The 24,879-nt window shown below is 71.6% G+C and carries 22 protein-coding genes, 1 tRNA gene and 1 pseudogene; 19 read left to right on the top strand and 5 right to left on the bottom strand.

Annotation, left to right across the window (positions count from 1 at the left end; genetic code table 11):
- Window positions 1-944: pseudogene (locus tag G3I54_RS01320) on the bottom strand (hypothetical protein); the annotation flags it as partial.
- A 139-nt stretch (window positions 945-1,083) separates the two neighbouring features.
- Between G3I54_RS01320 and G3I54_RS01315 the strand changes: the two are divergent.
- Window positions 1,084-1,155, top strand: a tRNA-Val gene (locus G3I54_RS01315).
- A 65-nt stretch (window positions 1,156-1,220) separates the two neighbouring features.
- On the opposite strand, the gene G3I54_RS01310 is transcribed toward G3I54_RS01315, so the two are convergent.
- On the bottom strand, window positions 1,221-1,946 hold the full coding sequence (locus G3I54_RS01310; RefSeq protein WP_164610202.1) for a 3'-5' exonuclease: 726 nt from the start codon (window positions 1,944-1,946) through the stop codon (window positions 1,221-1,223).
- A gap of 226 nt (window positions 1,947-2,172) precedes the next feature.
- Here G3I54_RS01310 and G3I54_RS01305 point away from each other — a divergent pair, with 226 nt between their 5' ends.
- The 3 genes from G3I54_RS01305 (at window position 2,173) to thrS (ending at window position 6,093) form a co-directional block, all read left to right on the top strand.
- Entirely contained in the window at window positions 2,173-2,769 is a 597-nt protein-coding gene (locus G3I54_RS01305) for a DUF4365 domain-containing protein (protein WP_164610200.1), read from the top strand.
- Entirely contained in the window at window positions 2,769-4,016 is a 1,248-nt protein-coding gene (locus tag G3I54_RS01300) for a hypothetical protein (protein ID WP_164610198.1), read from the top strand. The genes G3I54_RS01305 and G3I54_RS01300 overlap by 1 nt, the downstream gene beginning before the upstream one ends.
- Before the next feature lie 100 nt (window positions 4,017-4,116).
- Entirely contained in the window at window positions 4,117-6,093 is a 1,977-nt protein-coding gene (gene thrS / locus G3I54_RS01295) for a threonine--tRNA ligase (RefSeq protein WP_164610196.1), read from the top strand.
- Window positions 6,094-6,142: 49 nt separating this feature from the next.
- Here the strand turns inward: thrS and G3I54_RS01290 are convergent, their stop codons facing one another.
- Window positions 6,143-6,820 (bottom strand): potassium channel family protein, encoded by a 678-nt coding sequence (locus tag G3I54_RS01290; protein WP_164610194.1) that lies wholly within the window; start codon window positions 6,818-6,820, stop codon window positions 6,143-6,145.
- Between the two features lie 66 nt (window positions 6,821-6,886).
- Between G3I54_RS01290 and G3I54_RS01285 the strand changes: the two genes are divergently transcribed.
- Complete coding sequence (locus tag G3I54_RS01285; RefSeq protein WP_137232275.1) at window positions 6,887-7,450, top strand: HIT domain-containing protein; 564 nt, start codon at window positions 6,887-6,889, stop codon at window positions 7,448-7,450.
- Window positions 7,451-7,506: 56 nt separating this feature from the next.
- On the opposite strand, the gene G3I54_RS01280 is transcribed toward G3I54_RS01285, so the two are convergent.
- Entirely contained in the window at window positions 7,507-9,177 is a 1,671-nt protein-coding gene (locus tag G3I54_RS01280) for a hypothetical protein (RefSeq protein ID WP_164610192.1), read from the bottom strand.
- A 153-nt stretch (window positions 9,178-9,330) separates the two neighbouring features.
- A complete protein-coding gene (locus G3I54_RS01275; RefSeq protein ID WP_164610190.1) occupies window positions 9,331-11,556 on the bottom strand; it encodes an elongation factor G-like protein EF-G2 in 2,226 nt (741 codons plus the stop codon).
- Between the two features lie 298 nt (window positions 11,557-11,854).
- Here G3I54_RS01275 and pgsA point away from each other — a divergent pair, with 298 nt between their 5' ends.
- From pgsA to G3I54_RS01205, 14 genes are all read left to right on the top strand, one after another.
- Window positions 11,855-12,568 carry a phosphatidylinositol phosphate synthase gene (gene pgsA / locus G3I54_RS01270; RefSeq protein WP_164610188.1) on the top strand — a complete coding sequence of 238 codons (714 nt, stop codon included), beginning with the start codon at window positions 11,855-11,857 and terminating at the stop codon, window positions 12,566-12,568.
- Window positions 12,565-13,485 carry a phosphatidylinositol mannoside acyltransferase gene (locus tag G3I54_RS01265; RefSeq protein WP_164610186.1) on the top strand — a complete coding sequence of 307 codons (921 nt, stop codon included), beginning with the start codon at window positions 12,565-12,567 and terminating at the stop codon, window positions 13,483-13,485. The genes pgsA and G3I54_RS01265 overlap by 4 nt, the downstream gene beginning before the upstream one ends.
- On the top strand, window positions 13,482-14,642 hold the full coding sequence (locus tag G3I54_RS01260) for a glycosyltransferase family 4 protein (RefSeq protein WP_164610184.1): 1,161 nt from the start codon (window positions 13,482-13,484) through the stop codon (window positions 14,640-14,642). Before G3I54_RS01265 ends, G3I54_RS01260 begins: the two co-directional genes overlap by 4 nt.
- Before the next feature lie 89 nt (window positions 14,643-14,731).
- A complete protein-coding gene (locus G3I54_RS01255; RefSeq protein WP_137232280.1) occupies window positions 14,732-15,280 on the top strand; it encodes a hypothetical protein in 549 nt (182 codons plus the stop codon).
- Between the two features lie 183 nt (window positions 15,281-15,463).
- Window positions 15,464-16,384, top strand: a complete 921-nt coding sequence (pdxS, locus tag G3I54_RS01250) for a pyridoxal 5'-phosphate synthase lyase subunit PdxS (RefSeq protein WP_018960500.1) — start codon at window positions 15,464-15,466, stop codon at window positions 16,382-16,384.
- Window positions 16,385-16,390: 6 nt separating this feature from the next.
- Window positions 16,391-16,984 (top strand): pyridoxal 5'-phosphate synthase glutaminase subunit PdxT, encoded by a 594-nt coding sequence (pdxT, locus tag G3I54_RS01245; protein ID WP_164610182.1) that lies wholly within the window; start codon window positions 16,391-16,393, stop codon window positions 16,982-16,984.
- A gap of 61 nt (window positions 16,985-17,045) precedes the next feature.
- Complete coding sequence (locus G3I54_RS01240) at window positions 17,046-17,798, top strand: YebC/PmpR family DNA-binding transcriptional regulator (protein WP_026242063.1); 753 nt, start codon at window positions 17,046-17,048, stop codon at window positions 17,796-17,798.
- A gap of 154 nt (window positions 17,799-17,952) precedes the next feature.
- Window positions 17,953-18,549, top strand: coding sequence for a crossover junction endodeoxyribonuclease RuvC (gene ruvC / locus G3I54_RS01235; protein WP_164610180.1), 597 nt, complete (start codon window positions 17,953-17,955; stop codon window positions 18,547-18,549).
- The gene (gene ruvA / locus G3I54_RS01230; RefSeq protein ID WP_164610179.1) at window positions 18,546-19,172 is read left to right on the top strand and encodes a Holliday junction branch migration protein RuvA; all 627 of its coding nucleotides are present in this window, start codon (window positions 18,546-18,548) and stop codon (window positions 19,170-19,172) included. Before ruvC ends, ruvA begins: the two co-directional genes overlap by 4 nt.
- A gap of 29 nt (window positions 19,173-19,201) precedes the next feature.
- Complete coding sequence (gene ruvB / locus G3I54_RS01225; protein ID WP_164610177.1) at window positions 19,202-20,290, top strand: Holliday junction branch migration DNA helicase RuvB; 1,089 nt, start codon at window positions 19,202-19,204, stop codon at window positions 20,288-20,290.
- A 166-nt stretch (window positions 20,291-20,456) separates the two neighbouring features.
- Window positions 20,457-20,957: a preprotein translocase subunit YajC gene (yajC, locus tag G3I54_RS01220; RefSeq protein ID WP_164610176.1), complete on the top strand. Its 501-nt coding sequence runs from the start codon at window positions 20,457-20,459 to the stop codon at window positions 20,955-20,957.
- Between the two features lie 150 nt (window positions 20,958-21,107).
- Window positions 21,108-22,898: a protein translocase subunit SecD gene (secD, locus tag G3I54_RS01215; protein WP_164610174.1), complete on the top strand. Its 1,791-nt coding sequence runs from the start codon at window positions 21,108-21,110 to the stop codon at window positions 22,896-22,898.
- A 1-nt stretch (window position 22,899) separates the two neighbouring features.
- Entirely contained in the window at window positions 22,900-23,985 is a 1,086-nt protein-coding gene (secF, locus tag G3I54_RS01210; protein WP_164610172.1) for a protein translocase subunit SecF, read from the top strand.
- Between the two features lie 3 nt (window positions 23,986-23,988).
- Window positions 23,989-24,540 carry an adenine phosphoribosyltransferase gene (locus G3I54_RS01205; protein ID WP_164610170.1) on the top strand — a complete coding sequence of 184 codons (552 nt, stop codon included), beginning with the start codon at window positions 23,989-23,991 and terminating at the stop codon, window positions 24,538-24,540.
- Window positions 24,541-24,879: the final 339 nt, after the last annotated feature.

Raw genomic sequence — 24,879 nt, 5'->3', positions numbered from 1 at the left:
AGGCCGGCCACCATGCCGCCCGTGCGCGCGAAGCCCTCCGGCGCGCGCCACGCCCCGGCCAGCGCCGCCGCGGCTGCCGTCAGCAGCAGCGCGCCCGGAGCCACCGCCCCGAGCGGCCCGGAGGCCGTCGTGGACAGCGTCAGGCCCACCAGCAGGGCCGAGAAGCCCATCACCGATCCGCCGACGCACGCCGTGATCCGCACCCCGGTGCCCTTGCCCAGCAGCGCGATCGTCCCGTCCAGCACCGCCGTGGCCAGCAGCGCCCACCCGACCACCAGCGCCGGAGCGCCGGCTGCCCACGCCCAGAACAGCAGCGGCCACTGGGCCAGCACCACGGCGGCCGGCAACGGCAGACGCAGCTTGCCCAGCGCCAGCCCGTACGCCGTCCACAGCGCCGCGAGCACCGCCGAGGCGACGGCCGTGAAACCGAGCCCGTCCGTGTCCGGCGCGGCCACCGCGTGGACCGCGTAGACGTCCAGCAGCGTCAGCACCAGGGCCAGCGCCGCCAGCGCCTCGGCCGTGGCGGCCAGCTTCCGCCGCAGCAGCACCGCCGGGGCGATCAGCGCCCCCAGGGTCACCGCGGCCAGGACGGCCGACCGGCCGCCGATCCCCATCGAGCCCCAGCTCACCAACGTGAACGCGACGGCCGCGACCGTCAGCAGCAGACCGCCCAGGGTCAGCAGGACGTTCTGGGCGCTGCGCGGCGCGGACGGCTGCTTCGGCGGCACGTAACCCCACGGCTGCGCCGGAGCACCCGGCCGACCGCCGGGAGGCGCGCCCCAGGCCGACGGGTTCCAGCCCGGGGCGGCCGTCGGCGCGGGCGGCCGCAGCGCGGCGAGCAGCCAGGCACGCCGGGTCAGCAGCTGGGCCCGGCGGGCGTCCAGCTCGGCCAGTTCACGGTCGAGGCGGGCCAGTTCCTCGGCGGGCGGGGGCACATGTTCCATGTACGGGAGTGTGGCCCCGGCCGCCCGGCCCGTACATGCGCTCGGATACTCACTTCCCGGCCGGGCCGCTCTGAGTAGAGCTCCGCCGGAAGCGGTTTGAACGAAGCCCGCGGAGCCCTGTATGGTTCAACCCGTTCCCGGGCGATTAGCTCAGTGGGAGAGCGCTTCGTTCACACCGAAGAGGTCACTGGTTCGAACCCAGTATCGCCCACCGGGGAAAGCCGGTCCGCAAGCATCACGCGGACCGGCTTTCGCATGTCCGGGCCCTCGAACCCCTCACGCCGCCGCGGGCAGTTCCGGGCGCAGCGGCCACGACGGGTCCACCGCCTCCGGTGTCCCGCTCTTGGCGAACCACGCCTCCAGACCACGCGCCTGGGCCGCGTGCCAGGTCGCCTGGAGGGCGTGCAGCTCGGACGGCGACAGCCGCTCCATCCGGGCCGAGAAGCGCCGGCACACCGCCCGCACCAGCTCCAGCGACGCGGTCGCGTCGGCCGCCGCGTCATGGGCCCCGTCGAGCACCACCTCGTACCGCGCGCACAGATCCGTGAGCGTACGGCGGCCCTTGCGGTAACGGTCCAGATGTTTGTCCAGCACCCTCGGGTCCACCACCCGCATCGGCACGCCGTCGAGATACCCGGCCAGCGACGACGCCCGGTGCCGCCTCAGCTCCCGGTCCAGCAGCGTCAGATCGAAGGGGGCGTTCATCACGACCAGCGGCCGGCCCGTCGCGCAGCTCTCCGCCAGTGAACGGGCTATCTCGTCCATCACCGGTGCGGGCCAACGCCCGTTGCGCTGAAGGTGATCGTCGGTCAGACCGTGGATCTCGGTCGCCCCGGGCGGGACCGGAACCCCCGGATTGACCAGCCAGCGGGTGACGCGGACGCGACCGCCCGCGGTGTCCTGCGCGACGAGAGCGGCCGAAACGATCCGGTCCTGCTCGACGTCCACGCCTGTCGTCTCCGTGTCAAAAGCGGCCAGTGGCCCTTCGAACCAGTGCATCATCCCCGAACTCCTCGCACCTGCACGGCAGATGGAGTGATTCCTCTGCCCGATATCGGTGATACCCGGGCTGTTTGCCTGATACGCCGTTTGCGGGCGGTCCGATGCGGTGACAACACAGTTGAGACGTACGGAAGTTGCTTCCGGCGTCCGTCGATCCGCCCAGCCCACGACACCCGCCGGCAGGCCACCTGCCATCGATCGGCACGCCCGGAAGGCACACGGAGCCATGGCGCTCGCGCAGCCCGACCCCGGAGGAACCGCCCGCGCCGAGGCCTTCGGGCCCCGGCTGCCGCAGCAGCTCGACGCGCCGCTGCGCGGCTCCCTCGCCACCACCGCCTGCATGGAGACCCTTCAGGTGGGCTATCTGCACGCCGTCGCGGCGGCGGCCGGATGCTCGCTGTCCCAGCCCTTCCCCGACAACGGCATCGACTGGCACGTCAGCCACGGCGCCCCGGCCCACACCGTCGACGACGAAGTGACCATCAAGGTGCAGCTCAAGTGCACCTACCAGATAGCGCCGCACCCGGCGGGCGGGGCGTTCTCCTTCACGCTCGACAACGCCCACCTCGTCAAGCTCGCCCGCAGCCCGGTGTCGGTGCACAAGATCCTGGTCGTGATGCTCGTGCCGCGCAGCCAGGACGACTGGCTGCGCGCCGGGCCCGGCAGCCTCGACCTGCGCCACTGCTGCTACTGGATCAACCTGGCCGGCCACGCGGTGACGGGCCGGTACCGGACCACTGTGCGCATCCCGACCTCGCGGATCTTCGACGACCGCGCACTCTGCGACATCATGGCCCGGGTCGGGGCCGGAGGGAGACCCTGATGCACCGGTCGATGGACGAGCCCACGGGAGGGGCGGAACTGCCCGCCGCCCGCTCGCATCCCACCGCCCGCACCGGCCCTCCGCCGGTCTCCGGGGCGGAGCTGCCCGACCCCGCCGTCCTCGGGGCGCTCCTGCGCCGGCACGGCTGGCAGCGGCGCGGGGGAGCGCCGGGCCGCTACGGCCGCTGGACCCCGCCCGGGTCCGCCGCCGGTGCGACGAGTCTGCTGGTGCCCGAGAGCGCGGCCTTTCCCGACAGCGGGGAGCTGATCGAGGAGGCGCTTCTCGCCCTCGGCCGCAGCGCCGACCCCTCCGCCCGCGACGTGCTGGTCTCCCTCACCGTGCCCAGCGACGAGATCCGCTGGTGGCGCGAGGTCCCCGAGTCGGTGGCGGCGGCCGCGGGCGCTTCGGGCTGGACCGAGGCGGAGGAGCTGCGCTCGGCCGCCCGGCAGGTCCTCATGGCCGGTGCGCTCGCCGCCCGCGGCCGGGCCGGCTACCACGGGGCCCGGCACCGCAGGAAGGCCCGGGCCGCCCTGGACGACGCCCTGATCGGGCCCGGAGCCGACGGCCGGACCCTCACCGCGTACGTCCCCGTCGCCTCCGGCCGCGCCGTCGCCGTCCGGCTCTGCCACGCGCTGCACGCCACCCGCGAGGCGGTGGACTACCAGCGGGCCACCGGCGGCATGGAGGCCTTCGACAGCGCGGTCGAGGCCGGCGTCGGCCGGGAGCTGACCGAGGCGCTGATCGCCCTGGTGCGCGGTACCGAGGGGGCCGGGATCGACCTGCGGTGGGCACCCGCCGCGGGCACCCCGGACGGCTGCCCGGCCCGCCCCGCGCCCGTCGAGTTCTCCCCGGGCGACCTGCCCGCCCTGCGCGCCGCCGGAGCCCGCTACCTCCGCGACGAACCCGCCGTGCAGGTGCGGCTGACCGGTGCGGTGGTCCGGCTGCGCCGCTCGGGGCCGCGCGGCGCCGGGATCGTACGGCTGCGGGTGCTGGCCGGGGCCGAGGTCGCGCACGTCCGCGTGGAGCTGGACGAGGAGGCGTACCGCATCGCGGGCCACGCCCACCTCGTCGGGCTGCCGCTGCGGGTGGAGGGGCGGCTGGAGAACCGGGGCGGCTTCCGGCGGCTCACCGGGGCCTCGCAGGTCGCGCCCGTCCAGGTCGACGAGGCGGAGCGAGACCGGCTGATGAAGGCGCTCCAGGAGAACGTGGACTTCTTCGAGGAGGCGTGCGCGGGGGAGGAGCCGTAGCCCGGCCGGAAGGCGTTCGCGTCGGGGGCGTACGGCTCGGTACGATTCGCATTGTCTAGTCAATAGGAAGACAGACAACCCCCTCAGTCAGGAGAGACCGGTGTCAGACGTCCGTGTGATCATCCAACGCGATTCCGAGCGGGAAGAGCACGTGGTGACGACGGGCACGACGGCCGGCGAGCTCTTCCCCGGTCAGCGCACCGTCGTCGCCGCGCGCATCGGCGGCGAGCTGAAGGACCTGTCCCACGTCCTCCAGGACGGCGAGAGCGTCGAGCCGGTGGAGATCTCCTCCGAGGACGGCCTCAACATCCTGCGCCACTCCACCGCGCATGTCATGGCCCAGGCCGTGCAGGAGCTCTTCCCCGAGGCCAAGCTCGGCATCGGCCCGCCGGTCAAGGACGGCTTCTACTACGACTTCGACGTCGAGAAGCCGTTCACCCCCGAGGACCTCAAGGCCATCGAGAAGAAGATGCAGGAGATCCAGAAGCGGGGCCAGAAGTTCTCCCGCCGCGTGGTCTCCGACGAGGACGCCCGCGAGGAGCTGGCGAACGAGCCCTACAAGCTGGAGCTCATCGGCATCAAGGGCTCCGCCTCCTCGGACGACGGCGCGGACGTCGAGGTGGGCGGCGGCGAGCTGACCATCTACGACAACCTCGACGCCAAGACCGGTGACCTGTGCTGGAAGGACCTCTGCCGCGGTCCGCACCTGCCCACCACCCGGTTCATCCCGGCGTTCAAGCTGATGCGCAACGCCGCGGCGTACTGGCGCGGCAGCGAGAAGAACCCCATGCTCCAGCGCATCTACGGCACCGCCTGGCCCACCAAGGACGAGCTGAAGGCGCACCTGGAGTTCCTGGAGGAGGCCGCCAAGCGCGACCATCGCAAGCTCGGCAACGAGCTGGACCTCTTCTCCTTCCCCGACGAGATCGGCCCCGGCCTCGCCGTCTTCCACCCCAAGGGCGGCGTCATCCGCCGGGCCATGGAGGACTACTCGCGCCGCCGGCACGAGGAGGAGGGCTACGAGTTCGTCTACTCGCCGCACGCCACCAAGGGCAAGCTCTTCGAGAAGTCCGGCCACCTGGACTGGTACGCCGACGGCATGTACCCGCCCATGCAGCTCGACGACGGGGTGGACTACTACCTCAAGCCGATGAACTGCCCGATGCACAACCTGATCTTCGACGCGCGCGGCCGCTCCTACCGCGAACTGCCGCTGCGCCTCTTCGAGTTCGGCACGGTGTATCGCTACGAGAAGTCGGGCGTCGTGCACGGTCTGACCCGCTCGCGCGGCTTCACGCAGGACGACGCGCACATCTACTGCACCAAGGAGCAGATGGCGGAGGAGCTCGACCGCACGCTCACCTTCGTGCTGAACCTGCTCCGCGACTACGGGCTCACCGACTTCTACCTGGAGCTCTCCACCAAGGACCCGGAGAAGTACGTCGGCTCCGACGAGACCTGGGAAGAGGCCACCGAGACGCTCCGTCAGGTCGCCGAGAAGCAGGGGCTGCCCCTGGTCCCGGACCCGGGCGGCGCCGCGTTCTACGGCCCGAAGATCTCCGTGCAGTGCAAGGACGCCATCGGCCGCACCTGGCAGATGTCGACCGTGCAGCTCGACTTCAACCTGCCGGAGCGCTTCGACCTGGAGTACACCGGCCCCGACGGCTCCAAGCAGCGCCCGGTCATGATCCACCGTGCCCTGTTCGGTTCCATCGAGCGCTTCTTCGCCGTGCTCCTGGAGCACTACGCGGGCGCGTTCCCGGTCTGGCTCGCCCCGGTCCAGGCCGTCGGCATCCCGATCGGCGACGCCCACATCCCCTACCTCCAGGAGTTCGCCGCCAAGGCGCGCAAGCAGGGGCTGCGGGTGGACGTGGACGCGTCCTCGGACCGGATGCAGAAGAAGATCCGCAACCAGCAGAAGGCCAAGGTGCCCTTCATGATCATCGCTGGTGACGAGGACATGGCCAACGGCGCCGTCTCCTTCCGCTACCGCGACGGTTCGCAGGAGAACGGCATCCCGGTCGACGAGGCCATCGCCAAGATCGCGAAGGCCGTCGAGGACCGCGTACAGGTCTGATCCGTACGGCGGAGGCTCGATCCTTACGACAGGAACGGCCCCCGGAGCGCTAGCCGCGCTCCGGGGGCCGTTTCTCGTCCTCCCGGGTGAACACCTGGATCAGCCACGAGGAGAACGACCCGGTCACCGCGCCGAGCAGCGCCAGACCGCCGGCCATCAGCCCCGCCGCGACCGTCCGGCCCCAGAACGTGACCGGTGCGGCGTCCCCGTAACCGACCGTCGTGAGCGTCGCGCACGCCCACCACACCGCGTCGCCGAACGTCCGGATGGAGGCGTCGGGGGCCGTGTGCTCCAGGTGGTAGACCGCGAGCGAGGCGGCGATGCCGAGCAGGACGGCGGTCAGGCCCGCGTACGCCATCACCCGCGCGTACAGGTTGAGCCGCGGCCGGTCACGTCGGCGCTGCACCGCCATGTACACCTGGACCATCCGCAGCGGACGCAGCAGCGGCAGCAGCAGGACCAGCGTGTCCAGCCAGTGCGTGCGGACGAAGCGCGCGCCCAGGCCGCTGAGCCGCAGCCGAGTCGCATAGTCGACGAGGAAGAGCAGCCAGGTCGACCAGACGAGGGTCAGGGCGATGTCGTTCCAGGGCTCGGCCTCGTGCGGGGTCAGCACCCGGACCGCGTACCCCGCCAGGAAGATCAGCCCCGCGACGAAGAGCGGAACCTCGGTGCGCTGCTCCCAGCGGGTCAGCCGGGCCGGCGGCTCGGCCGCGGGTCGGTCGGTCATCGCCTCAGCATCGTGGGCGGCCGTGCGGTGCGCCCCCGGCGACACGCTCCGCACGGGTGACGCAATATGCTGATCGGCATGACGAGTGAGCCGGAGCAGCAGATCGGCGTGGGGACGCCCGACGCGTTTCAGCGTCTGTGGACGCCCCATCGGATGGCGTACATCCAGGGTCAGGACAAGCCGACCGGCCCGGGTGCCGAGGACGGCTGTCCGTTCTGTTCGATTCCCGCGAAATCCGACGAGGACGGGCTCGTCGTGGCACGCGGGGAGCACGTCTACGCGGTGCTGAACCTCTACCCGTACAACGGCGGCCACCTCATGGTCGTCCCCTACCGTCATGTGGCCGACTACACCGAGCTGGACGGGCCGGAGACGGCGGAGCTGGCGGACTTCACCAAGCGGGCGATGGTCGCGCTGCGGGCGGCCTCCGGGGCGCACGGCTTCAACATCGGCATGAACCAGGGCTCGGTGGCCGGCGCCGGGATCGCCGCGCATCTGCACCAGCACCTGGTGCCGCGCTGGGGCGGCGACACCAACTTCATGCCGGTCATCGGCCACACCAAGGTGCTGCCCCAGCTGCTGGGCGACACCCGGGCGATGCTGGCCGAGGCCTGGCCCGCCGCCGTCTAGTACGTCGAGAAGAGGGCCCCCACCTCGGTGGGGGCCCTCTCCGTACGACGCCGTGCCTACGCGTCGTAGACGTCGGCCTTGCGCGGGGCCGGGTCCTGGACGAGGCCGCTCAGTATCATCGAGCGGTTGTCGAAGCGCTCCGTGTCGACGCCGTTCTCCGCGAGGACGCGCATCGCCGCCGTATGGACCGCCCGCAGCACCGGGGTGGCGGCCCGCATCGCGTCGTCCGCCATGAAGCGGTGGTTCCACGGCTTGGCCGCCCACGCGTGCCGCAGCCCGAACGGCTCGGGCAGCACTATCTTCCCGCCCAGGTAGTCCAGCAGCGGCGGATACCAGGTGAGCGGGGCCCGCAGCGCGAGCCGGACGACCTCCTTGGCGTCCACCAGGGCCAGCTGGACGTCCCGGGTCTCCCAGAAGCGGACCGTCTTGTTGACCGTCTTCGTCTTCGCGGCCGGCTTGGTCAGGAACAGGCTGTGCACGGGCCCCAGCGCATGGCCCGTGACCTCGATGCGCAGGGTCTCGTGGAGGACGGTGACCGTGATCATCATGGTGATCACCAGCTGGCCGTCCCACAGGGTGAACTGGACGCCCAGATAGTGCCGGTCGCCGCTGCCGAACTGCTGGTGGTTGCAGATCCGCTGTATCTCGTGGGGCTTCACCTGGAAGGTGGCGACGTCCTCCCCCTCCGGGCGCGTGACGGAGTCGGCGTTCTCCCCGATGGGCGAGACGATCCAGTGCTTCACGGACGGCTTCGGGAAGCCGCCGGTGTTCAGCGGCCCGCGCTCCAGCATCTTCAACTGGTCGTGGATGATCCGGATCAGGTCCCAGCTGCGGAACTGGTGGATCTCCTTCGTCGGGTCCTTGGGCAGCAGCTCCTCCGCCAGCTGCCAGCTGCCCCAGCGGGTGCCCATCCCGAGGACGCCCTTGGGGCCGGCGTAGAACACGGCGTTCGACTGCTGCTCGGCCGACAGCTTCTCCAGACCCTGGCGCAGGGCCTCGCGCGCGGTCTCGTTGGGGTTCTTCGGCACCGCCTCGGGGATCTTCGCGATCACCCCGGTGCCGGAGAGCAGCCCGTCCCAGCGGGCCCGCATGTCCTTGGCCGAGGTCTCCGCGATCCGCTTGGCGATCAGCCAGCCGATCACCGGGGCGACGAGCGCGCCCCGGACGTAGAGCGCGAGCAGCCCGTCCAGGGGGAGCTTGACCATCAGGACCACCGCGCCGATGCCGAAGGCGGCCAGCAGCACCGTGCCGACCGCGCGGAACGCCGTGTCCTTGGACTTGTTGAGCGCGTCCCGGATCCGGAAGGCGATCACCCAGGCCAGCATGCCGGGCAGGAACAGGACGCCGAACACCACGGTCACCAGGGTGAGCCGGGTGTCCCGGGCCTTGCGCAGGTTGTTCGCCGACAGACAGTGCTCCACCACGGTCTGCGGGTCCGTGCCGAAGGACTGGATGAGCGCCTTGCGGGCGCCGCCGAGCATGCGCTCCTGGACGGCACGGGCGAACGCCTCACCGAGATTCGGTTTGAAGTAGTCGGACTTGAAGAGCTTGGAGGAGCCCGGCTTCACTTCCGATTTGTGCCACTCGCTGTTGGCGTCGAGGATCGTCTCCACCGGACTGTCCCGATACGCCGCCGAGGCCAGGGCGTTGGTCGCCACGGTCTGGCCGCCCGAGCCCTGGATCGGGATCTGGGCCCCGGGTGAGAAGTCGAATCCGTCGTTGGCCACCTGTCGCCCCCACTCGCCGCACGTCTGCTCCTGCGGTGTGCCCAACTACCGTACGCGGCATACCTTCTGAGCTGCGACCACAGCGTATCGTCCGGATCACACCACCACCGGTCACCGGCGTGGACGCGGACGGCGTGTGCGACAGTGCGCCGGTCACGCGCCGGGTGATCCGTCGGCCCGCCCCGCGCGGACCCGGTCGGCGACCTGCGGCGGCATCGCCTCGTGCCGGGCGTAGGCGCGGTCGAAGCGGCCGGTGCCGTGCGACAGGGAGCGCAGGTCCACCGCGTACCGGCCGACCTCGATCTCCGGCACCTCGGCCCGTACGAGGGTGCGCCCACCCGGACTCTGCTCGGTGCCCACGACCCGGCCCCGCCGCCCCGACAGATCGCTCATCACCGGGCCCACGTAGTCGTCCGGAACCAGGACGCTCACCTCGCAGACCGGCTCCAGGAGCTGGATACGGGCGTCGGACGCGGCCTCCCGCAGTGCGAGCGCCCCGGCGGTCTGGAAGGCGGCGTCCGAGGAGTCCACCGAGTGCGCCTTGCCGTCCAGCAGCGTGACCCGTACGTCGACCAGCGGGTGCCCGGCCGCCAGCCCCCGGGCGGCCTGGGCCCGCACGCCCTTCTCCACCGAGCCGATGAACTGGCGCGGCACCGAACCGCCGACGACCTTGTCGACGAACTCGATGCCGGAGCCCGGCGGCAGCGGCTCCACCTCGATCTCGCAGATCGCGAACTGCCCGTGCCCGCCCGACTGCTTGACATGCCGTCCGCGCCCGGCCGCCCGGCCCGCGAACGTCTCGCGCAGCGGCACCCGGTGCGGCTCGGCGTCGACCTGGACGCCGTACCGGCTGCGCAGCCGCTCCAGCGCGACCTCCTGATGGGCCTCGCCCAGGCACCACAGGACGACCTGACCGGTGTCCGGGTTCTGTTCCAGGCGCAGCGTGGGGTCCTCGGCGACCAGCCGGGCCAGGCCCTGCGACAGCTTGTCCTCGTCCGCCTTGCCGTGCGCCCGTACGGCCAGCGGGAGCAGCGGATCGGGCGTCGTCCAGGGCTCGATCAGGACCGGGTCGTCGGCCGGGGAGAGCGTGTCGCCGGTCTCCGCCTCGCCGAGCCGGGCCACACACGCCAGATCGCCCGCGACGCACCGGCCCAGGGCGTGCTGCCGGCGGCCGAACGGCGAGGTGAGGGCCCCGACCCGGATCTCCGCCTCATGGCAGGGGCGCGGCGCGTGGCCCGTCGCGGTGAGGCCGTGGCCGCACAGATGCACGGAGTCGTCGGGGCGCAGGGTGCCGGAGAAGACGCGGACCAGCGAGACCCGCCCCACGTACGGGTCGGAGGCCGTCTTGACCACCTCGGCCACCAACGGGCCCCCGGGATCGCAGACCGGCGCGGGCCGCGGCTCGCCCGAGGGAGTGGTGACGGTGGGCGGGGTGCGCTCCAGCGGGGTCGGGAAGCCGCGCGTGATCAGCTCCAGCAGCTCCACCGTGCCGATGCCCTGGCGGGCGCCCTCGGCCGCCGGGGCGGCGGTGAGGACGGGGTGGAAGGAGCCCCGGGCGACGGCCCGTTCCAGATCGCCGATCAGGGTGGCGACGTCGATGTCCTCGCCGTCGAGATAACGGTCCATCAGGGACTCGTCCTCGCTCTCGGCGATGATCCCCTCGATCAGCCGCTCCCGGGCCTCCCGCAGCGGCTCCTCCTGGTCGGGCGCGGGCGGCAGCTCCGCGCGTTCCCCCGAGGAGTAGTCGAGGATCCGCCGGCTCAGCAGCCCGGTGAGCCCGGTCAGCGGGGCGTGTCCGTCGGCGCCCTCGGGCCCCAGCACCGGCAGGTACAGCGGCAGTACGGCATCGGGGTCGTCGCCCCCGAAGGCCTCGGCGCAGATCCGGTTCATCTCCCGGTAGGAGGTGCGGGCGGTGTCCAGATGCGTGACGACGATCGCGCGCGGCATGCCGACGAGCGCGCACTCCTCCCACGCGGCCCGGGTGGTCGCGGCCACGGACGAGGCGTCCTGGGCCGCCGAGACGACGAAGAGGGCCGCGTCCGCCGCCCGCAGACCGGCCCGCAGCTCCCCGACGAAGTCCGCGTAGCCGGGGGTGTCCAGCAGATTGATCTTGCAGCCGTCCCAGGCCACCGGAACCAGCGAGAGCTGCACGGAACGCCGTCGGCGCTGCTCGATCTCGTCGTAGTCGGAGACGGTCGCCCCGTCCTCGACCCGCCCGGCCCGGTTCACGGCTCCCGCCGTCAGCGCCAGCGCCTCGACCAGCGTGGTCTTGCCCGAACCGCTGGGGCCGACCAGCACCACGTTCCGTACGGCGGCGGGGTGGTCGGCCGTCGGTACTCCTCCGGCGGCCCCGGAATGTGCGTGTGCCTTGTCGCCCATGGTGCGTGCCTCCCGGTCGGTGGCGCGGTGCGGGGGAGGGCGACCGCGCGCGGAGCAGCGGTGGTCACGGGCACGGGGAGGCCGCCGCGGCGGCTTCGGCGACGCCCGCGGTCCTTCGAGCTTGGCACCGGAGCGGGGCCCCGTCCATACGTCGCGCACGGGCGCCGCGGGGCCGGGGCGGGAGCCGGTGTGACACCCGGCGGCGGGTGCCCGTCCGGTGGAAGGCACCGGTGGTGACTACGATGGGCCAGCCGGTGGCCGTAGGGGCCGTCCGGCGAACCGAACCCTCGGGAAGGCCATGCTGAACAAGTACGCGCGTGCATTCTTCACGCGTGTCCTCACACCGTTCGCCGCTCTGCTGCTCCGCCTCGGGGTCAGCCCCGACGCGGTCACTCTCATCGGCACGGCCGGAGTGATGGCAGGTGCGCTGGTCTTTTTCCCGATGGGGGAGTTCTTCTGGGGCACGATCGTCATCACGATCTTCGTCTTCTCCGACCTCGTCGACGGCAACATGGCGCGGCAGGCCGGGATCTCCAGCCGGTGGGGCGCGTTCCTCGACTCGACGCTGGACCGGGTCGCCGACGGGGCGATCTTCGCCGGCTTCGCCCTCTGGTACGCGGGCAGCGGTGACGACAACATCCTGTGCGCCGTCGCGATCTTCTGCCTGGCCAGCGGCCAGGTGGTCTCGTACACCAAGGCGCGCGGCGAGTCGATCGGCCTGCCGGTCGCGGTCAACGGCCTCGTGGAGCGCGCCGAACGCCTGGTCATCTCGCTGGTCGCCGCCGGCCTCGCCGGACTGCACAAGTTCGGCGTCCCCGGTATCGACGTCCTGCTGCCGATCGCGCTGTGGATCGTCGCCGCGGGCAGCCTCGTGACGCTGATCCAGCGCGTGGTGACCGTACGCCGCGAATCCGCCGAGGCGGACGCCGCGGAGGCCGCCGCCGGGGGACAGGCCGGGGCGGACGCCTCCGCCGCCGGTTCCGCCGGCCAGGGGAGCGAGGCCGACCGGTGAGCGCCGGCGCGTCCGACCTGAAGGGCCGGATCACCGACGGGCTGTACGGACTGGGCTGGGGCGCCGTCAAGAAGCTGCCCGAGCCCGCCGCCGCCCGCCTCTTCCGCACCATCGCCGACCAGACGTGGAAGCGGCGCGGCAAGAGCGTGCTGCGCCTGGAGTCGAACCTCGCCCGGGTCGTCCCCGACGCGGGCCCGGAGCGGCTGGCCGAGCTGTCCCGGGCCGGGATGCGCTCCTACATGCGCTACTGGATGGAGTCGTTCCGGCTGCCGACCTGGAGCCCGGAGCGCATCAAGGCCGGCATCGACGTCGCCGACGTCCACCATCTGACCGACGGACTGGACGCCGGGAACGGCGTGATCGTCGCCCTGCCGCACCTGGGCAACTGGGACCATGCCGGCGCCTGGGTCACCACCGATCTGAAGGTCCCCTTCACCACCGTCGCCGAACGGCTGGAGCCGGCGACGCTCTACGACCGGTTCGTCGCCTACCGCGAGGGCCTGGGCATGGAGGTCCTGCCGCACAGCGGCGGGTCCGCCTTCGGCACCCTGGCCCGGCGGCTGCGCGCGGGCGGCCTGATCTGCCTGGTGGCCGACCGGGACCTGTCCGCGTCCGGCGTCGAGGTGTCGTTCTTCGGCGCCACCGCACGGATGCCCGCGGGCCCGGCGCTGCTCGCCCAGCAGACGGGTGCGAAGTTGCTGCCGGTGACCCTCTGGTACGACGGGCCGGTGATGCGCGCGCGCATCCATCCGGCGGTCGAGATGCCGCAGGAGGGCACCCGCGCCGAGAAGACCGCCGCCATGACCCAGGCCCTGGCCGACGCCTTCGCCGGCGGCATCGCCGAGCACCCGGAGGACTGGCACATGCTCCAGCGGCTCTGGCTGGACGATCTGGACCCCCGGGGGGAACCCACGTGAAGATCGGCATCGTCTGCCCGTACTCCTGGGACGTACCGGGCGGCGTGCAGTTCCACATCCGGGACCTCGCCGAACATCTGATCCGGCTCGGCCACGAGGTCTCCGTGCTGGCCCCCGCCGACGACGAGACACCGCTGCCTCCCTACGTCGTCTCCGCGGGCCGGGCCGTCCCGGTCCCGTACAACGGCTCCGTCGCCCGGCTGAACTTCGGCTTCCTGTCGGCGGCCCGGGTGCGGCGCTGGCTGCACGACGGCACGTTCGACGTGATCCACATCCACGAGCCGACCTCCCCGTCGCTGGGCCTGCTGGCCTGCTGGGCGGCGCAGGGCCCGATCGTGGCCACCTTCCACACCTCCAACCCGCGCTCCCGGGCGATGATCGCCGCGTACCCGATCCTCCAGCCCGCGCTGGAGAAGATCAGCGCGCGGATCGCGGTCAGCGAGTACGCCCGGCGCACGCTGGTCGAGCACCTCGGCGGGGACGCCGTCGTCATCCCGAACGGCGTCGACGTCGGCTTCTTCGCCAAGGCCGAGCCGAAGGCCGAATGGCAGGGCCAGACCCTCGGCTTCATCGGCCGCATCGACGAACCCCGCAAGGGCCTGCCCGTCCTGATGAAGGCGCTGCCCGCGATCCTCGCCGCCCGCCCCGGGGCCCGGCTGCTGGTCGCCGGGCGCGGCGACGAGGAGGAGGCGGTGGCCTCGCTGCCGAAGGAGCTGCGCGAGCGCGTCGAGTTCCTCGGCATGGTCAGCGACGAGGACAAGGCCCGGCTGCTGCGCAGCGTCGATGTGTACGTGGCCCCCAACACCGGCGGCGAGAGCTTCGGCATCATCCTGGTCGAGGCGTTGTCGGCCGGAGCACCGGTCCTCGCGAGCGACCTGGACGCCTTCGCGCAGGTCCTGGACCAGGGTGCGGCGGGCGACCTGTTCGCCAACGAGGACGCCGACGCGCTGGCCGCCGCCGCGATCCGGCTGCTGGGCGACGCGGAGCGCCGGGCCGGACTGCGCGAGCGCGGCGAGGCGCACGTGCGGCGCTTCGACTGGGCGACGGTGGGGGCCGACATCCTCGCGGTGTACGAGACGGTGGCCGACGGGGCCGCCTCGGTCGCGGCGGACGAACGCTCGGGGCTGCGGGCCCGGTTCGGCCTCGCGCGGGACTGAGCCCCCGGGGCGTCCGGCGGTCCTGAACGGGAGCCTTCCGTTCAGGGGGATGCGTTCGGCGCCCCCGCGCGACGGTAGCGTGTGGGCCCGTGACCGTAACCCTCATCGTCTGGATCGTCCTCGCCGTCGTCGCGATCGGCGTGTACCTCAGTTGGACCGCCGGCCGGCTCGACCGCCTGCACTCCCGGATCGACGCCGCCCGCGCCGCCCTCGACGCCCAACTGCTGCGCCGCGCCTCGGTCACCCAGGAGCTGGCCACCTCCGGCGTCCTGGACCCGGCCGCCTCGATCGTCCTGTACGAGGCCGCGCACGCCGCCCGGCAGTCCGAGGAGGACCACCGCGAGGTCGCCGAGAGCGAACTGAGCACCGCCCTGCGCGCCGTCTTCGGCGAACCGGCCCAGGTCGACGCGGTGAAGGAGATCCCCGGCGGCGAGGAGGCCGCCACCGAACTGGCCGCCGCCGTACGCCGCGTACCCATGGCCCGGCGCTTCCACAACGACGCCGTGCGCGCCGCCCGCGCCCTGCGCCGGCACCGTACCGTCCGGCTCTTCCGGCTCGCCGGGCACGCGCCCTTCCCGCTCGCCTTCGAGATGGACGACGCCCCGCCGGTGGCCCTCGCGGACCGCCCCGGCACCTGAGAAGCGGGCCCCGGCACCCGACAGCCTCCGGGCCGGGGAACGATTCAGGGCACAGCCTCTGGGCCGGCGAACGATTCAGGGCCAAAACGATCCACGGCCTGACCATTGGCCCTTGCTGTGGACTGGTCCCGCAGCGTTTGCTCGGCGATGCAGCATCCAGCGTCTTTCACCGAGTGAGGTCCCGTGTCCACGCTTCCCAGCACCCCGCAGTCCGCCGAGTACCCCGCCACCGGCACCGCCCGCGTCAAGCGCGGCATGGCCGAGCAGCTCAAGGGCGGCGTGATCATGGACGTCGTCGACGCCGAGCAGGCGAAGATCGCCGAGGACGCGGGCGCCGTGGCCGTCATGGCCCTGGAGCGGGTCCCCGCCGACATCCGCAAGGACGGCGGCGTGGCCCGGATGTCCGACCCCAACATGATCGAGGAGATCATCGGGGCCGTCTCCATCCCCGTCATGGCCAAGTCCCGCATCGGCCACTTCGTCGAGGCCCAGGTGCTCCAGTCCCTCGGCGTCGACTACATCGACGAGTCCGAGGTCCTCACCCCGGCCGACGAGGTCAACCACAGCGACAAGTTCGCCTTCACCACCCCCTTCGTCTGCGGCGCCACCAACCTCGGCGAGGCCCTGCGCCGGATCGCCGAGGGCGCGGCCATGATCCGCTCGAAGGGCGAGGCCGGCACCGGCAACGTCGTCGAGGCCGTCCGCCACCTGCGCCAGATCAAGAACGAGATCGCCCGCCTGCGCGGCTTCGACAACAACGAGCTGTACGCCGCCGCCAAGGACCTCCGCGCCCCGTACGAGCTGGTCAAGGAGGTCGCCGAGCTCGGCAAGCTGCCGGTCGTGCTGTTCTCCGCCGGTGGCGTAGCCACCCCGGCCGACGCCGCGCTGATGCGCCAGCTCGGCGCCGAGGGCGTCTTCGTCGGCTCCGGCATCTTCAAGTCCGGCGACCCGGCCAAGCGCGCCGCCGCCATCGTGAAGGCCACCACCTTCTACGACGACCCGAAGGTCATCGCGGACGCCTCCCGCAACCTGGGCGAGGCCATGGTCGGCATCAACTGCGACACGCTGCCCGAGTCCGAGCGCTACGCCAACCGCGGCTGGTAACCACTGATGAGCGACACCCCCCTGATCGGCGTCCTCGCACTCCAGGGCGACGTACGGGAGCATCTGATCGCCCTGGCCTCGGCGGACGCCGTGGCCAGGCCGGTCCGACGCCCCGAGGAGCTCGCCGAGGTCGACGGCCTGGTCATCCCGGGCGGCGAGTCCACCACCATGTCCAAGCTGGCCGTGCTCTTCGGCATGATGGAGCCGCTGCGCGAGCGGGTCAGGGCCGGCATGCCGGTCTACGGCACCTGCGCCGGAATGATCCTGCTGGCCGAGAAGATCCTCGACCCGCGCTCCGGCCAGGAGACCGTCGGCGGCATCGACATGATCGTACGGCGCAACGCCTTCGGCCGGCAGAACGAGTCGTTCGAGGCCGCGGTCGAGGTCGACGGCGTCGAGGGCGGCCCGGTGGACGGTGTGTTCATCCGCGCGCCCTGGGTCGAGTCCGTCGGGGCCGAGGCCGAGGTCATCGCCGAGCACGGCGGGCACATCGTGGCCGTGCGGCAGAAAAACGTCCTCGCCACCTCGTTCCATCCCGAACTGACCGGCGATCATCGCGTACATGCTCTGTTCGTGGACATGGTGCGCGCAGTGAACTGAGCGGACCCCGGTAGGATCTCTCGGGTTCGACTCGATTTTGGTGACGCGAAGGAGAAGGCAGATGTCCGGCCACTCTAAATGGGCTACGACGAAGCACAAGAAGGCCGTGATTGACGCCAAGCGCGGCAAGCTCTTCGCGAAGCTGATCAAGAACATCGAGGTCGCGGCGCGTTCCGGCGGCGTGGACCCCGACGGCAACCCCACGCTCGTCGACGCCATCCAGAAGGCGAAGAAGAGCTCCGTCCCGAACAAGAACATCGACTCCGCGGTCAAGCGCGGCGGCGGTCTCGAAGCGGGCGGCGCCGACTACGAGACGATCATGTACGAGGGTTACGGCCCCAACGGTGTCGCGGTGCTCATCGAGTGCCTCACCGACAACCGCAACCGCGCCGCTTCCGACGTACGTGTCGCGATGACCCGCAACGGCGGCTCGATGGCCGACCCGGGTTCCGTCTCGTACCTGTTCAACCGCAAGGGCGTCGTGATCGTGCCCAAGGGCGAGCTCGGCGAGGACGACGTCCTCGGCGCGGTCCTCGACGCGGGCGCCGAGGAGGTCAACGACCTCGGCGAGACCTTCGAGGTGGTCAGCGAGGCCACCGACATGGTCGCGGTGCGCACCGCGCTCCAGGAGGCGGGCATCGACTACGACTCCGCCGAGGCCAACTTCCTGCCGACCATGCAGGTCGAGCTGGACGAAGAGGGCGCCCGCAAGATCTTCAAACTCATCGACGCGCTGGAGGACAGCGACGACGTGCAGAACGTCTTCGCCAACTTCGACGTGTCCGACGAGGTCATGGAGAAGGTCGACGCCTGACGGCACGGCCGGCACGGCTTCACACGACGGGCCGACGGGGCACTCCCCGTCGGCCCGTCGTCCTGTGGTTACGACGGTTTGTCAGTGCGAGCCGATAGCCTGCGGGAACAGATGATCGAGCGGGCGCGGCGAGCGTCGAGGACAGGGGGGCTCCATGCGGGTTCTGGGTGTCGACCCGGGGCTGACCCGGTGCGGCGTCGGCGTGGTCGAAGGGGTCGCGGGCCGCCCGCTGACCATGCTCGGCGTCGGCGTCGTACGCACCCCGGCCGACGCGGAGCTCGGCGACCGGCTCGTCGCCATCGAGCGCGGCATCGAGCAGTGGCTCGACGAACACTCCCCGGGCCATGTGGCCGTCGAGCGTGTCTTCGCCCAGCACAACGTCCGTACGGTGATGGGCACCGCCCAGGCCAGCGCCATCGCCATGCTCTGCGCCGCCCGCCGCGGCATCCCGGTCGCCCTGCACACCCCCAGTGAGGTCAAGGCGGCCGTCACCGGATCCGGGCGTGCCGACAAGGCCCAGGTCGGCGCGATGGTGACCCGGCTGCTGCGGCTGGACGCACCGCCCAAGCCCGCCGACGCCGCCGACGCCCTCGCGCTCGCCATCTGCCACATCTGGCGGGCGCCCGCGCAGAACCGCCTCCAGCAGGCGGTCGCCGCGCACCGCCCGCAGGCCGCGCCCGGCACCTCCCGTACGCCCGGTGCCCCGCGCATGACCGGCACGTCCCGCACGCTGAAAGGCCGCACCGCATGATCGCCTTCGTCTCCGGCCCGGTGGCCGCCCTCGCCCCGACCACGGCCGTCATCGAGGTCGGCGGCATCGGCATGGCCGTCCAGTGCACCCCGCACACCCTCGCCGGCCTGCGCGTCGGCAAGGAGGCCAAGCTCGCCACCTCGCTGGTCGTCCGCGAGGACTCCCTCACGCTGTACGGCTTCGCGGACGACGACGAGCGGCAGGTGTTCGAGCTGCTCCAGACCGCCAGCGGCGTCGGCCCCCGCCTCGCCCAGGCGATGCTCGCCACCCACAGCCCCGACGCCCTGCGCCTCGCGGTCTCCACCGGCGACGAGAAGGCCCTCACCGCCGTCTCCGGCATCGGGAAGAAGGGCGCCCAGAAGCTGCTCCTGGAGCTCAAGGACCGGCTCGGCGAACCGGTCGGCGCGCACATCGGCCAGCAGGGCATCGGCACCCCCGTGACCTCCGGTTGGCGCGATCAGCTCCAGGCCGCGCTGATCGGCCTCGGCTACGCGAGCCGCGAGGCCGACGAGGCGGTCGACGCCGTCGCACCGCAGGCCGAGGCCGCCGTCGCCGAGGGCTCCGCACCCCCCGTGCCGCAGCTGCTGCGGGCCGCCCTGCAGACTCTCAACCGCGCCCGCTGACCGGCACCGAACCACCGAAGAGGCCCTTGATGAACTGGGACGAGACCGGACCCGAGACCGACGAGCCGACCGGCCCGGTCCTCGACGACCGGCTGGTCGACGCCGGCCATCTCGACGGCGAGGACACCGCGGTCGAGGCGGCCCTGCGCCCCAAGGACCTGGAGGAGTTCGTCGGCCAGGAGAAGGTCCGCGAACAGCTCGACCTGGTCCTCAAGGCCGCCCTCGCCCGCGGCGCCACCGCAGACCATGTGCTGCTCTCCGGCGCCCCCGGCCTCGGCAAGACCACCCTTTCGATGATCATCGCCGCCGAGATGAACGCCCCGATCAGGATCACCTCGGGCCCCGCCATCCAGCACGCCGGCGACCTCGCGGCGATCCTCTCCTCCCTCCAGGAGGGCGAGGTCCTCTTCCTCGACGAGATCCACCGCATGTCCCGGCCCGCCGAGGAGATGCTCTACATGGCGATGGAGGACTTCCGCGTCGACGTCATCGTCGGCAAGGGCCCCGGCGCCACCGCGATCCCGCTGGAGCTGCCCCCCTTCACCCTGGTCGGGGCCACCACCCGGGCCGGGCTGCTGCCGCCCCCGCTGCGCGACCGCTTCGGCTTCACCGGGCACATGGAGTTCTACGCCCCCGCCGAGCTGGAGCGCGTCATCCACCGCTCCGCCCGCCTCCTCGACGTCGTCATCGACGCGGAGGGCGCCGCCGAGATCGCCGGACGTTCCCGGGGCACCCCCCGTATCGCCAACCGCCTGCTGCGCCGCGTCCGCGACTACGCCCAGGTCAAGGCGGAGGGAACGATCGACCGGGAGATCGCCGCGGCGGCCCTCAAGGTGTACGAGGTTGACGCCCGCGGACTCGATCGGCTGGACCGTGCGGTCCTCGGCGCGTTGCTGAAGCTCTTCGGCGGCGGGCCGGTGGGCCTGTCCACCCTGGCGGTCGCCGTGGGGGAGGAGCGGGAGACCGTCGAGGAGGTCGCCGAGCCCTTCCTCGTACGGGAAGGACTGCTGGCCAGGACCCCGCGCGGCCGGGTCGCCACCCCCGCGGCCTGGGCGCATCTGGGGCTCGTCCCGCCGCAGCACGGAGCAAAGGGACAACAGGGTCTGTTCGGGGCGTGATGCGTCACAGGTTCGCGTGTACAGGAACCCCGGTGTCATGCTGGGCGTTGTTCCATCGATGCGGACTCGCTTAGACTCCGCCGATGCCGCCCTTACCGGTCGGTGTACCCACCCCCGTATATACAGGCCGCATTCCAGCGCGGTCGTGCGAAGGAATTCCCGTCCCGTGGATCTCTTGACTCTCCTCCCCTTCATCGTGCTCATCGGGGCCATGTTCCTGATGACCCGCTCCGCCAAGAAGAAGCAGGCGGCCGCCGCGCAGATGCGCAACGACATGCAGCCCGGTACCGGCGTCCGGACGATCGGGGGCATGTACGCGACCGTCAAGGAAGTCCACGACGACACCGTTCTCCTCGAGGTCGCCCCCGGCGTGCACGCCATCTACGCGAAGAACGCCATCGGCGCCGTCCTGGACGACGCGGAGTACAACCGCATCGTGCACGGCGACGACCAGGAGCTGGACGCGGACGGGACGGTCGTTCCCGACGACGCCTCCTCGCTGACCGGTGAGTCCGACGCCGCCGAGGTCGCCAAGATCGACCTGGGCAAGGACGACGCGGCCGACGACGCCGAGACCGAGGACGCGGCCGCCAAGGAGGCCGCGGCCAAGGACGTCAAGGACGCCAAGGGCGAGGGCAAGACCGACGGCGAGGCCGACTCCAAGTAGTTTCACGATCCCGGGGACGTCGCGCGCCCACCGGCGCGCGGCGTCCCCGGGACCGTGCGGTCGTCTGCGGGGGGCAGGGTCCCCACTACACTTCGTGGCCGCTCGGGCGCGTACCCGGCGCGGGGCGGTTGGACAGGGAGAAACGAGAAGGTGGCAGCACCCAAGAAGGGCCGAGGGCCGTCCGGCGGTCAGGGCAGGCCGGGGCGTGCCCTGGCTCTGATCCTCATCGCCATGGTCGCGCTCACCGGCGGGTTGTTCCTGTCCGGGCACACCACGCCCAGGCTGGGCATCGACCTGGCCGGCGGGACGTCGATCACGCTGGAAGCGCAGAACCAGCCCGGCAAGCCGAACGCGATCAACCAGACCAACATGGACACCGCGGTCGGGATCATCGAGCGGCGTGTCAACGGTCTGGGCGTCTCCGAGGCCGAGGTTCAGACCCAGGGCCGCGAGAACATCATCGTCAACATCCCCAAGGGGACGAACTCCAAGCAGGCCCAGGAGCAGGTCGGCACCACCGCCCAGCTCTACTTCCGGCCTGTTCTGACGGTGCAGGCGAGCGGCCCCGAGGCGCCCAAGCCCTCCGGCTCGGCGACCCCCTCCGGCAGCGCCACCCCGAAGCCCGGCGAGTCCGCCGAGGGTGAGGACAAGGCCAAGGGCGAGGACAAGCCCGAGGGCGAGGAGGCCACCGGCACGGAGGCCACCCCCTCGCCGAGCGCCACCACCCAGGGCCGCGCGGTCACCGGCGCCCTGACCAAGGACGACCCGACCCCCGGCGCCTCCGACAAGCCGAAGCCGTCCGATTCCCCCGAGGCCTCGCCCTCCGTGGACCCGGCCACGGCCAAGCTCCAGGAGGAGTTCGCCAAGCTCGACTGCACCGACCCCAAGCAGCGCACGGAGGCGGGCCAGAACGCCAAGCCCACCGACTCGATCGTCGCCTGCGGCTCGAACGTCCCGGGCAGCTACGAGAAGTACGTGCTCGGCCCGGCCGAGGTCTCCGGCAGCGACGTCGACGACGCCAAGGCGGCCATCGACCAGCAGTCCGGCGAGTGGATCGTGTCGATGGAGTTCACCTCCAAGGGCGCGAAGAAGTTCCAGACGATCACCAGCCGGCTCTCGCAGCAGCAGCCGCCGATGAACCAGTTCGCGATCGTCCTCGACGGCGAGGTCGTCTCCGCTCCCTCGGTGCGCACCGCGCTCAGCAAGAACGCCCAGATCTCCGGCAGCTTCACCCAGCAGTCGGCCGAGGACCTCGGCAACATCCTGTCCTACGGTGCGCTGCCGCTGACCTTCAAGGAGGTCAGCGTCACCACGGTGACCGCGGCGCTCGGCAGCGAGCAGCTCCAGGCGGGCCTGATCGCCGGTGCGATCGGTCTGGCGCTGGTCATCATCTACCTGGTCGTCTACTACCGGGGCCTCGCGTTCATCGCGCTGCTCAGCCTGCTGGTCTCCGGCATCCTGACGTACGCGATCATGTCCTTGCTGGGCCCGGCCATCGGCTTCGCGCTGAACCTGCCGGCGGTCTGCGGCGCCATCGTCGCCATCGGCATCACAGCGGACTCCTTCATCGTCTACTTCGAACGCGTCAGAGACGAGATCCGCGAAGGACGCACGCTCCGTCCGGCCATCGAGCGCGCCTGGCCGCGCGCCCGGCGCACCATCCTGGTCTCCGACTTCGTGTCGTTCCTGGCCGCCGCGGTGCTCTTCATCGTCACCGTCGGCAAGGTGCAGGGCTTCGCCTTCACGCTCGGCCTCACCACACTGCTCGACGTCGTCGTGGTGTTCCTCTTCACCAAGCCCCTGATGACGCTCATGGGCCGGACGAAGTTCTTCTCCAAGGGCGGTCCGTGGTCCGGGCTGGACCCGAAGCGGCTCGGCGCCCAGCCGCCGTTGCGCCGCTCGCGCCGTGTCAACGCCCCCACCGAACCGAAGGAGGCGTGAGATGTCGCGACTCGGCAATCTCGGCGCCCGGCTCTACCGCGGCGAGGTCGGCTACGACTTCATCCGCAACCGCAAGATCTGGTACGGCATCTCGATACTGATCACCATCACGGCCATCATCGGCGTGGCGGTCGGCGGCCTCCGCATGGGTATCGAGTTCAAGGGCGGCGCGGTCTTCACGACCGACACCAAGGCCCAGATCTCGACCTCCCAGGCCACGGACGTGGCGACCGAGGCCTCCGGGCACCAGGCCATCGTCCAGGAGCTCGGCAACGGCGGTCTGCGCATCCAGATCACCGAGGTCGACACCGCCAAGGCCAACGAGATCAAGGAGACCCTCTCCGACGAGCTCGGCATCCCGGCCAACGACATCAACGCGGACCTGGTCGGCCCCAGCTGGGGCGAGCAGATCGCCAACAAGGCGTGGACCGGCCTCGGGGTCTTCATGATCCTGGTGGTGATCTATCTGGCCATCGCCTTCGAGTGGCGGATGGCCGTCGCCGCCCTCATCGCGCTGATCCACGACATCACCATCACGGTCGGCGTCTACGCCCTGGTCGGCTTCGAGGTCACCCCGGGCACGGTGATCGGTCTGCTGACCATTCTCGGTTACTCCCTGTACGACACGGTGGTGGTCTTCGACAGCCTCAAGGAGGGCCAGAAGGACATCACCAAGCAGACCCGCTACACGTACAGCGAGATCGCCAACCGGTCGATCAACAGCACCCTGGTCCGCTCCATCAACACCACCGTGGTGGCGCTCCTGCCGGTGGCCGGTCTGCTGTTCATCGGCGGCGGCGTCCTCGGCGCGGGCATGCTGAACGACATCTCGCTGTCGCTGTTCGTCGGTCTCGCCGCCGGCGCCTACTCCTCGATCTTCATCGCCACGCCGCTCGTCGCCGACCTCAAGGAACGCGACCCGCAGATGAAGGCTCTGAAGAAGCGGGTCCTGGCCAAGCGGGCCGCCGCGGCCGCCAAGGGCGAGTCCCCCGACGACGACGGCCCCCAGGACGCGCTGGACAGCGCCGAGACGGCGGGCACGGCGATCGGCCGCCCCCGGTCGCACCGCACCCCCGGGAAGCGCTGAGCGATGACGAGCACCACCGAATCCACCAGGGAGCTGCTGCTCAGCCGGATCCGCGATGTCGCGGACTACCCGAAGCCGGGCGTGACGTTCAAGGACATCACCCCGCTGCTCGCGGACCCGGTGGCCTTCACGGCGCTCACCGACGCCCTCGCGGAGCTGTGCGTACGGCACGGCGCCACGAAGATCGTCGGCCTGGAGGCCCGCGGCTTCATCCTGGCCGCGCCCGTCGCGGTCCGGGCGGGCATCGGCTTCATCCCGGTCCGCAAGGCCGGGAAGCTCCCCGGGGCCACGCTGAGCCAGTCCTACGAGCTGGAGTACGGCAGCGCGGAGATCGAGATCCACGCCGAGGACCTCGACGCCGGTGACCGGATCATGGTCATCGACGACGTCCTTGCCACCGGCGGCACCGCCGAGGCCTCGCTGGAGCTGATCCGGCGGGCCGGCGCCCAGGTCGCGGGCGTCGCGGTCCTCATGGAGCTCGGCTTCCTCGCGGGCCGGGCCCGCCTGGAGTCCGGCCTCGCCGGGGCGCCGCTGGAGGCTCTGATCACGGTCTGAGCCACCGGCGACCGTCCGGCGACGGACATCGAGCACGCGAGATGGGCACCCGGGAACACCGGGTGCCCATCCCTCGTTGTGCAGGCTCCCACCGTCCCCGGGCGAGGTCCCGCCGGGGGATCGATACCATGGGCTCTCCGGGTACCCCGGATCCGCACGAGGAGCGCTCTTGCCAGACGAGGCCCAGTCAGCCGCCGCCCCGCAGCCCGACAAGCCCGTGGCGGCCCCCGCCACGCCGCAGAAGGCCGCGCCCTCGAACGCGCCGAAGCCCGCGCCCCCCGAGCCCGCCGCCGACGCCGTGCGCCCCCCTGAGGCCGCGAAGCCCGCCGAGCCGGCCGC

Source organism: Streptomyces sp. SID14515, assembly GCF_010548505.1.
Classification (GTDB): Bacteria; Actinomycetota; Actinomycetes; order Streptomycetales; family Streptomycetaceae; genus Streptomyces; species Streptomyces caviscabies.
This window is presented reverse-complemented; position numbering and strand designations above follow the sequence as displayed.

Coding starts and splice junctions, on each gene's coding strand:
- G3I54_RS01310 (WP_164610202.1), bottom strand. CDS start 1,946: ATGATGCACTGGTTCGAAGGGCCACTGGCCGCTTTTGACACGGAGACG.
- G3I54_RS01305 (WP_164610200.1), top strand. CDS start 2,173: ATGGCGCTCGCGCAGCCCGACCCCGGAGGAACCGCCCGCGCCGAGGCC.
- G3I54_RS01300 (WP_164610198.1), top strand. CDS start 2,769: ATGCACCGGTCGATGGACGAGCCCACGGGAGGGGCGGAACTGCCCGCC.
- G3I54_RS01290 (WP_164610194.1), bottom strand. CDS start 6,820: ATGACCGACCGACCCGCGGCCGAGCCGCCGGCCCGGCTGACCCGCTGG.
- G3I54_RS01285 (WP_137232275.1), top strand. CDS start 6,887: ATGCTGATCGGCATGACGAGTGAGCCGGAGCAGCAGATCGGCGTGGGG.
- G3I54_RS01275 (WP_164610190.1), bottom strand. CDS start 11,556: ATGGGCGACAAGGCACACGCACATTCCGGGGCCGCCGGAGGAGTACCG.
- pgsA (WP_164610188.1), top strand. CDS start 11,855: ATGCTGAACAAGTACGCGCGTGCATTCTTCACGCGTGTCCTCACACCG.
- pdxT (WP_164610182.1), top strand. CDS start 16,391: ATGAGCGACACCCCCCTGATCGGCGTCCTCGCACTCCAGGGCGACGTA.
- G3I54_RS01240 (WP_026242063.1), top strand. CDS start 17,046: ATGTCCGGCCACTCTAAATGGGCTACGACGAAGCACAAGAAGGCCGTG.
- ruvC (WP_164610180.1), top strand. CDS start 17,953: ATGCGGGTTCTGGGTGTCGACCCGGGGCTGACCCGGTGCGGCGTCGGC.
- ruvA (WP_164610179.1), top strand. CDS start 18,546: ATGATCGCCTTCGTCTCCGGCCCGGTGGCCGCCCTCGCCCCGACCACG.
- ruvB (WP_164610177.1), top strand. CDS start 19,202: ATGAACTGGGACGAGACCGGACCCGAGACCGACGAGCCGACCGGCCCG.
- secF (WP_164610172.1), top strand. CDS start 22,900: ATGTCGCGACTCGGCAATCTCGGCGCCCGGCTCTACCGCGGCGAGGTC.
- G3I54_RS01205 (WP_164610170.1), top strand. CDS start 23,989: ATGACGAGCACCACCGAATCCACCAGGGAGCTGCTGCTCAGCCGGATC.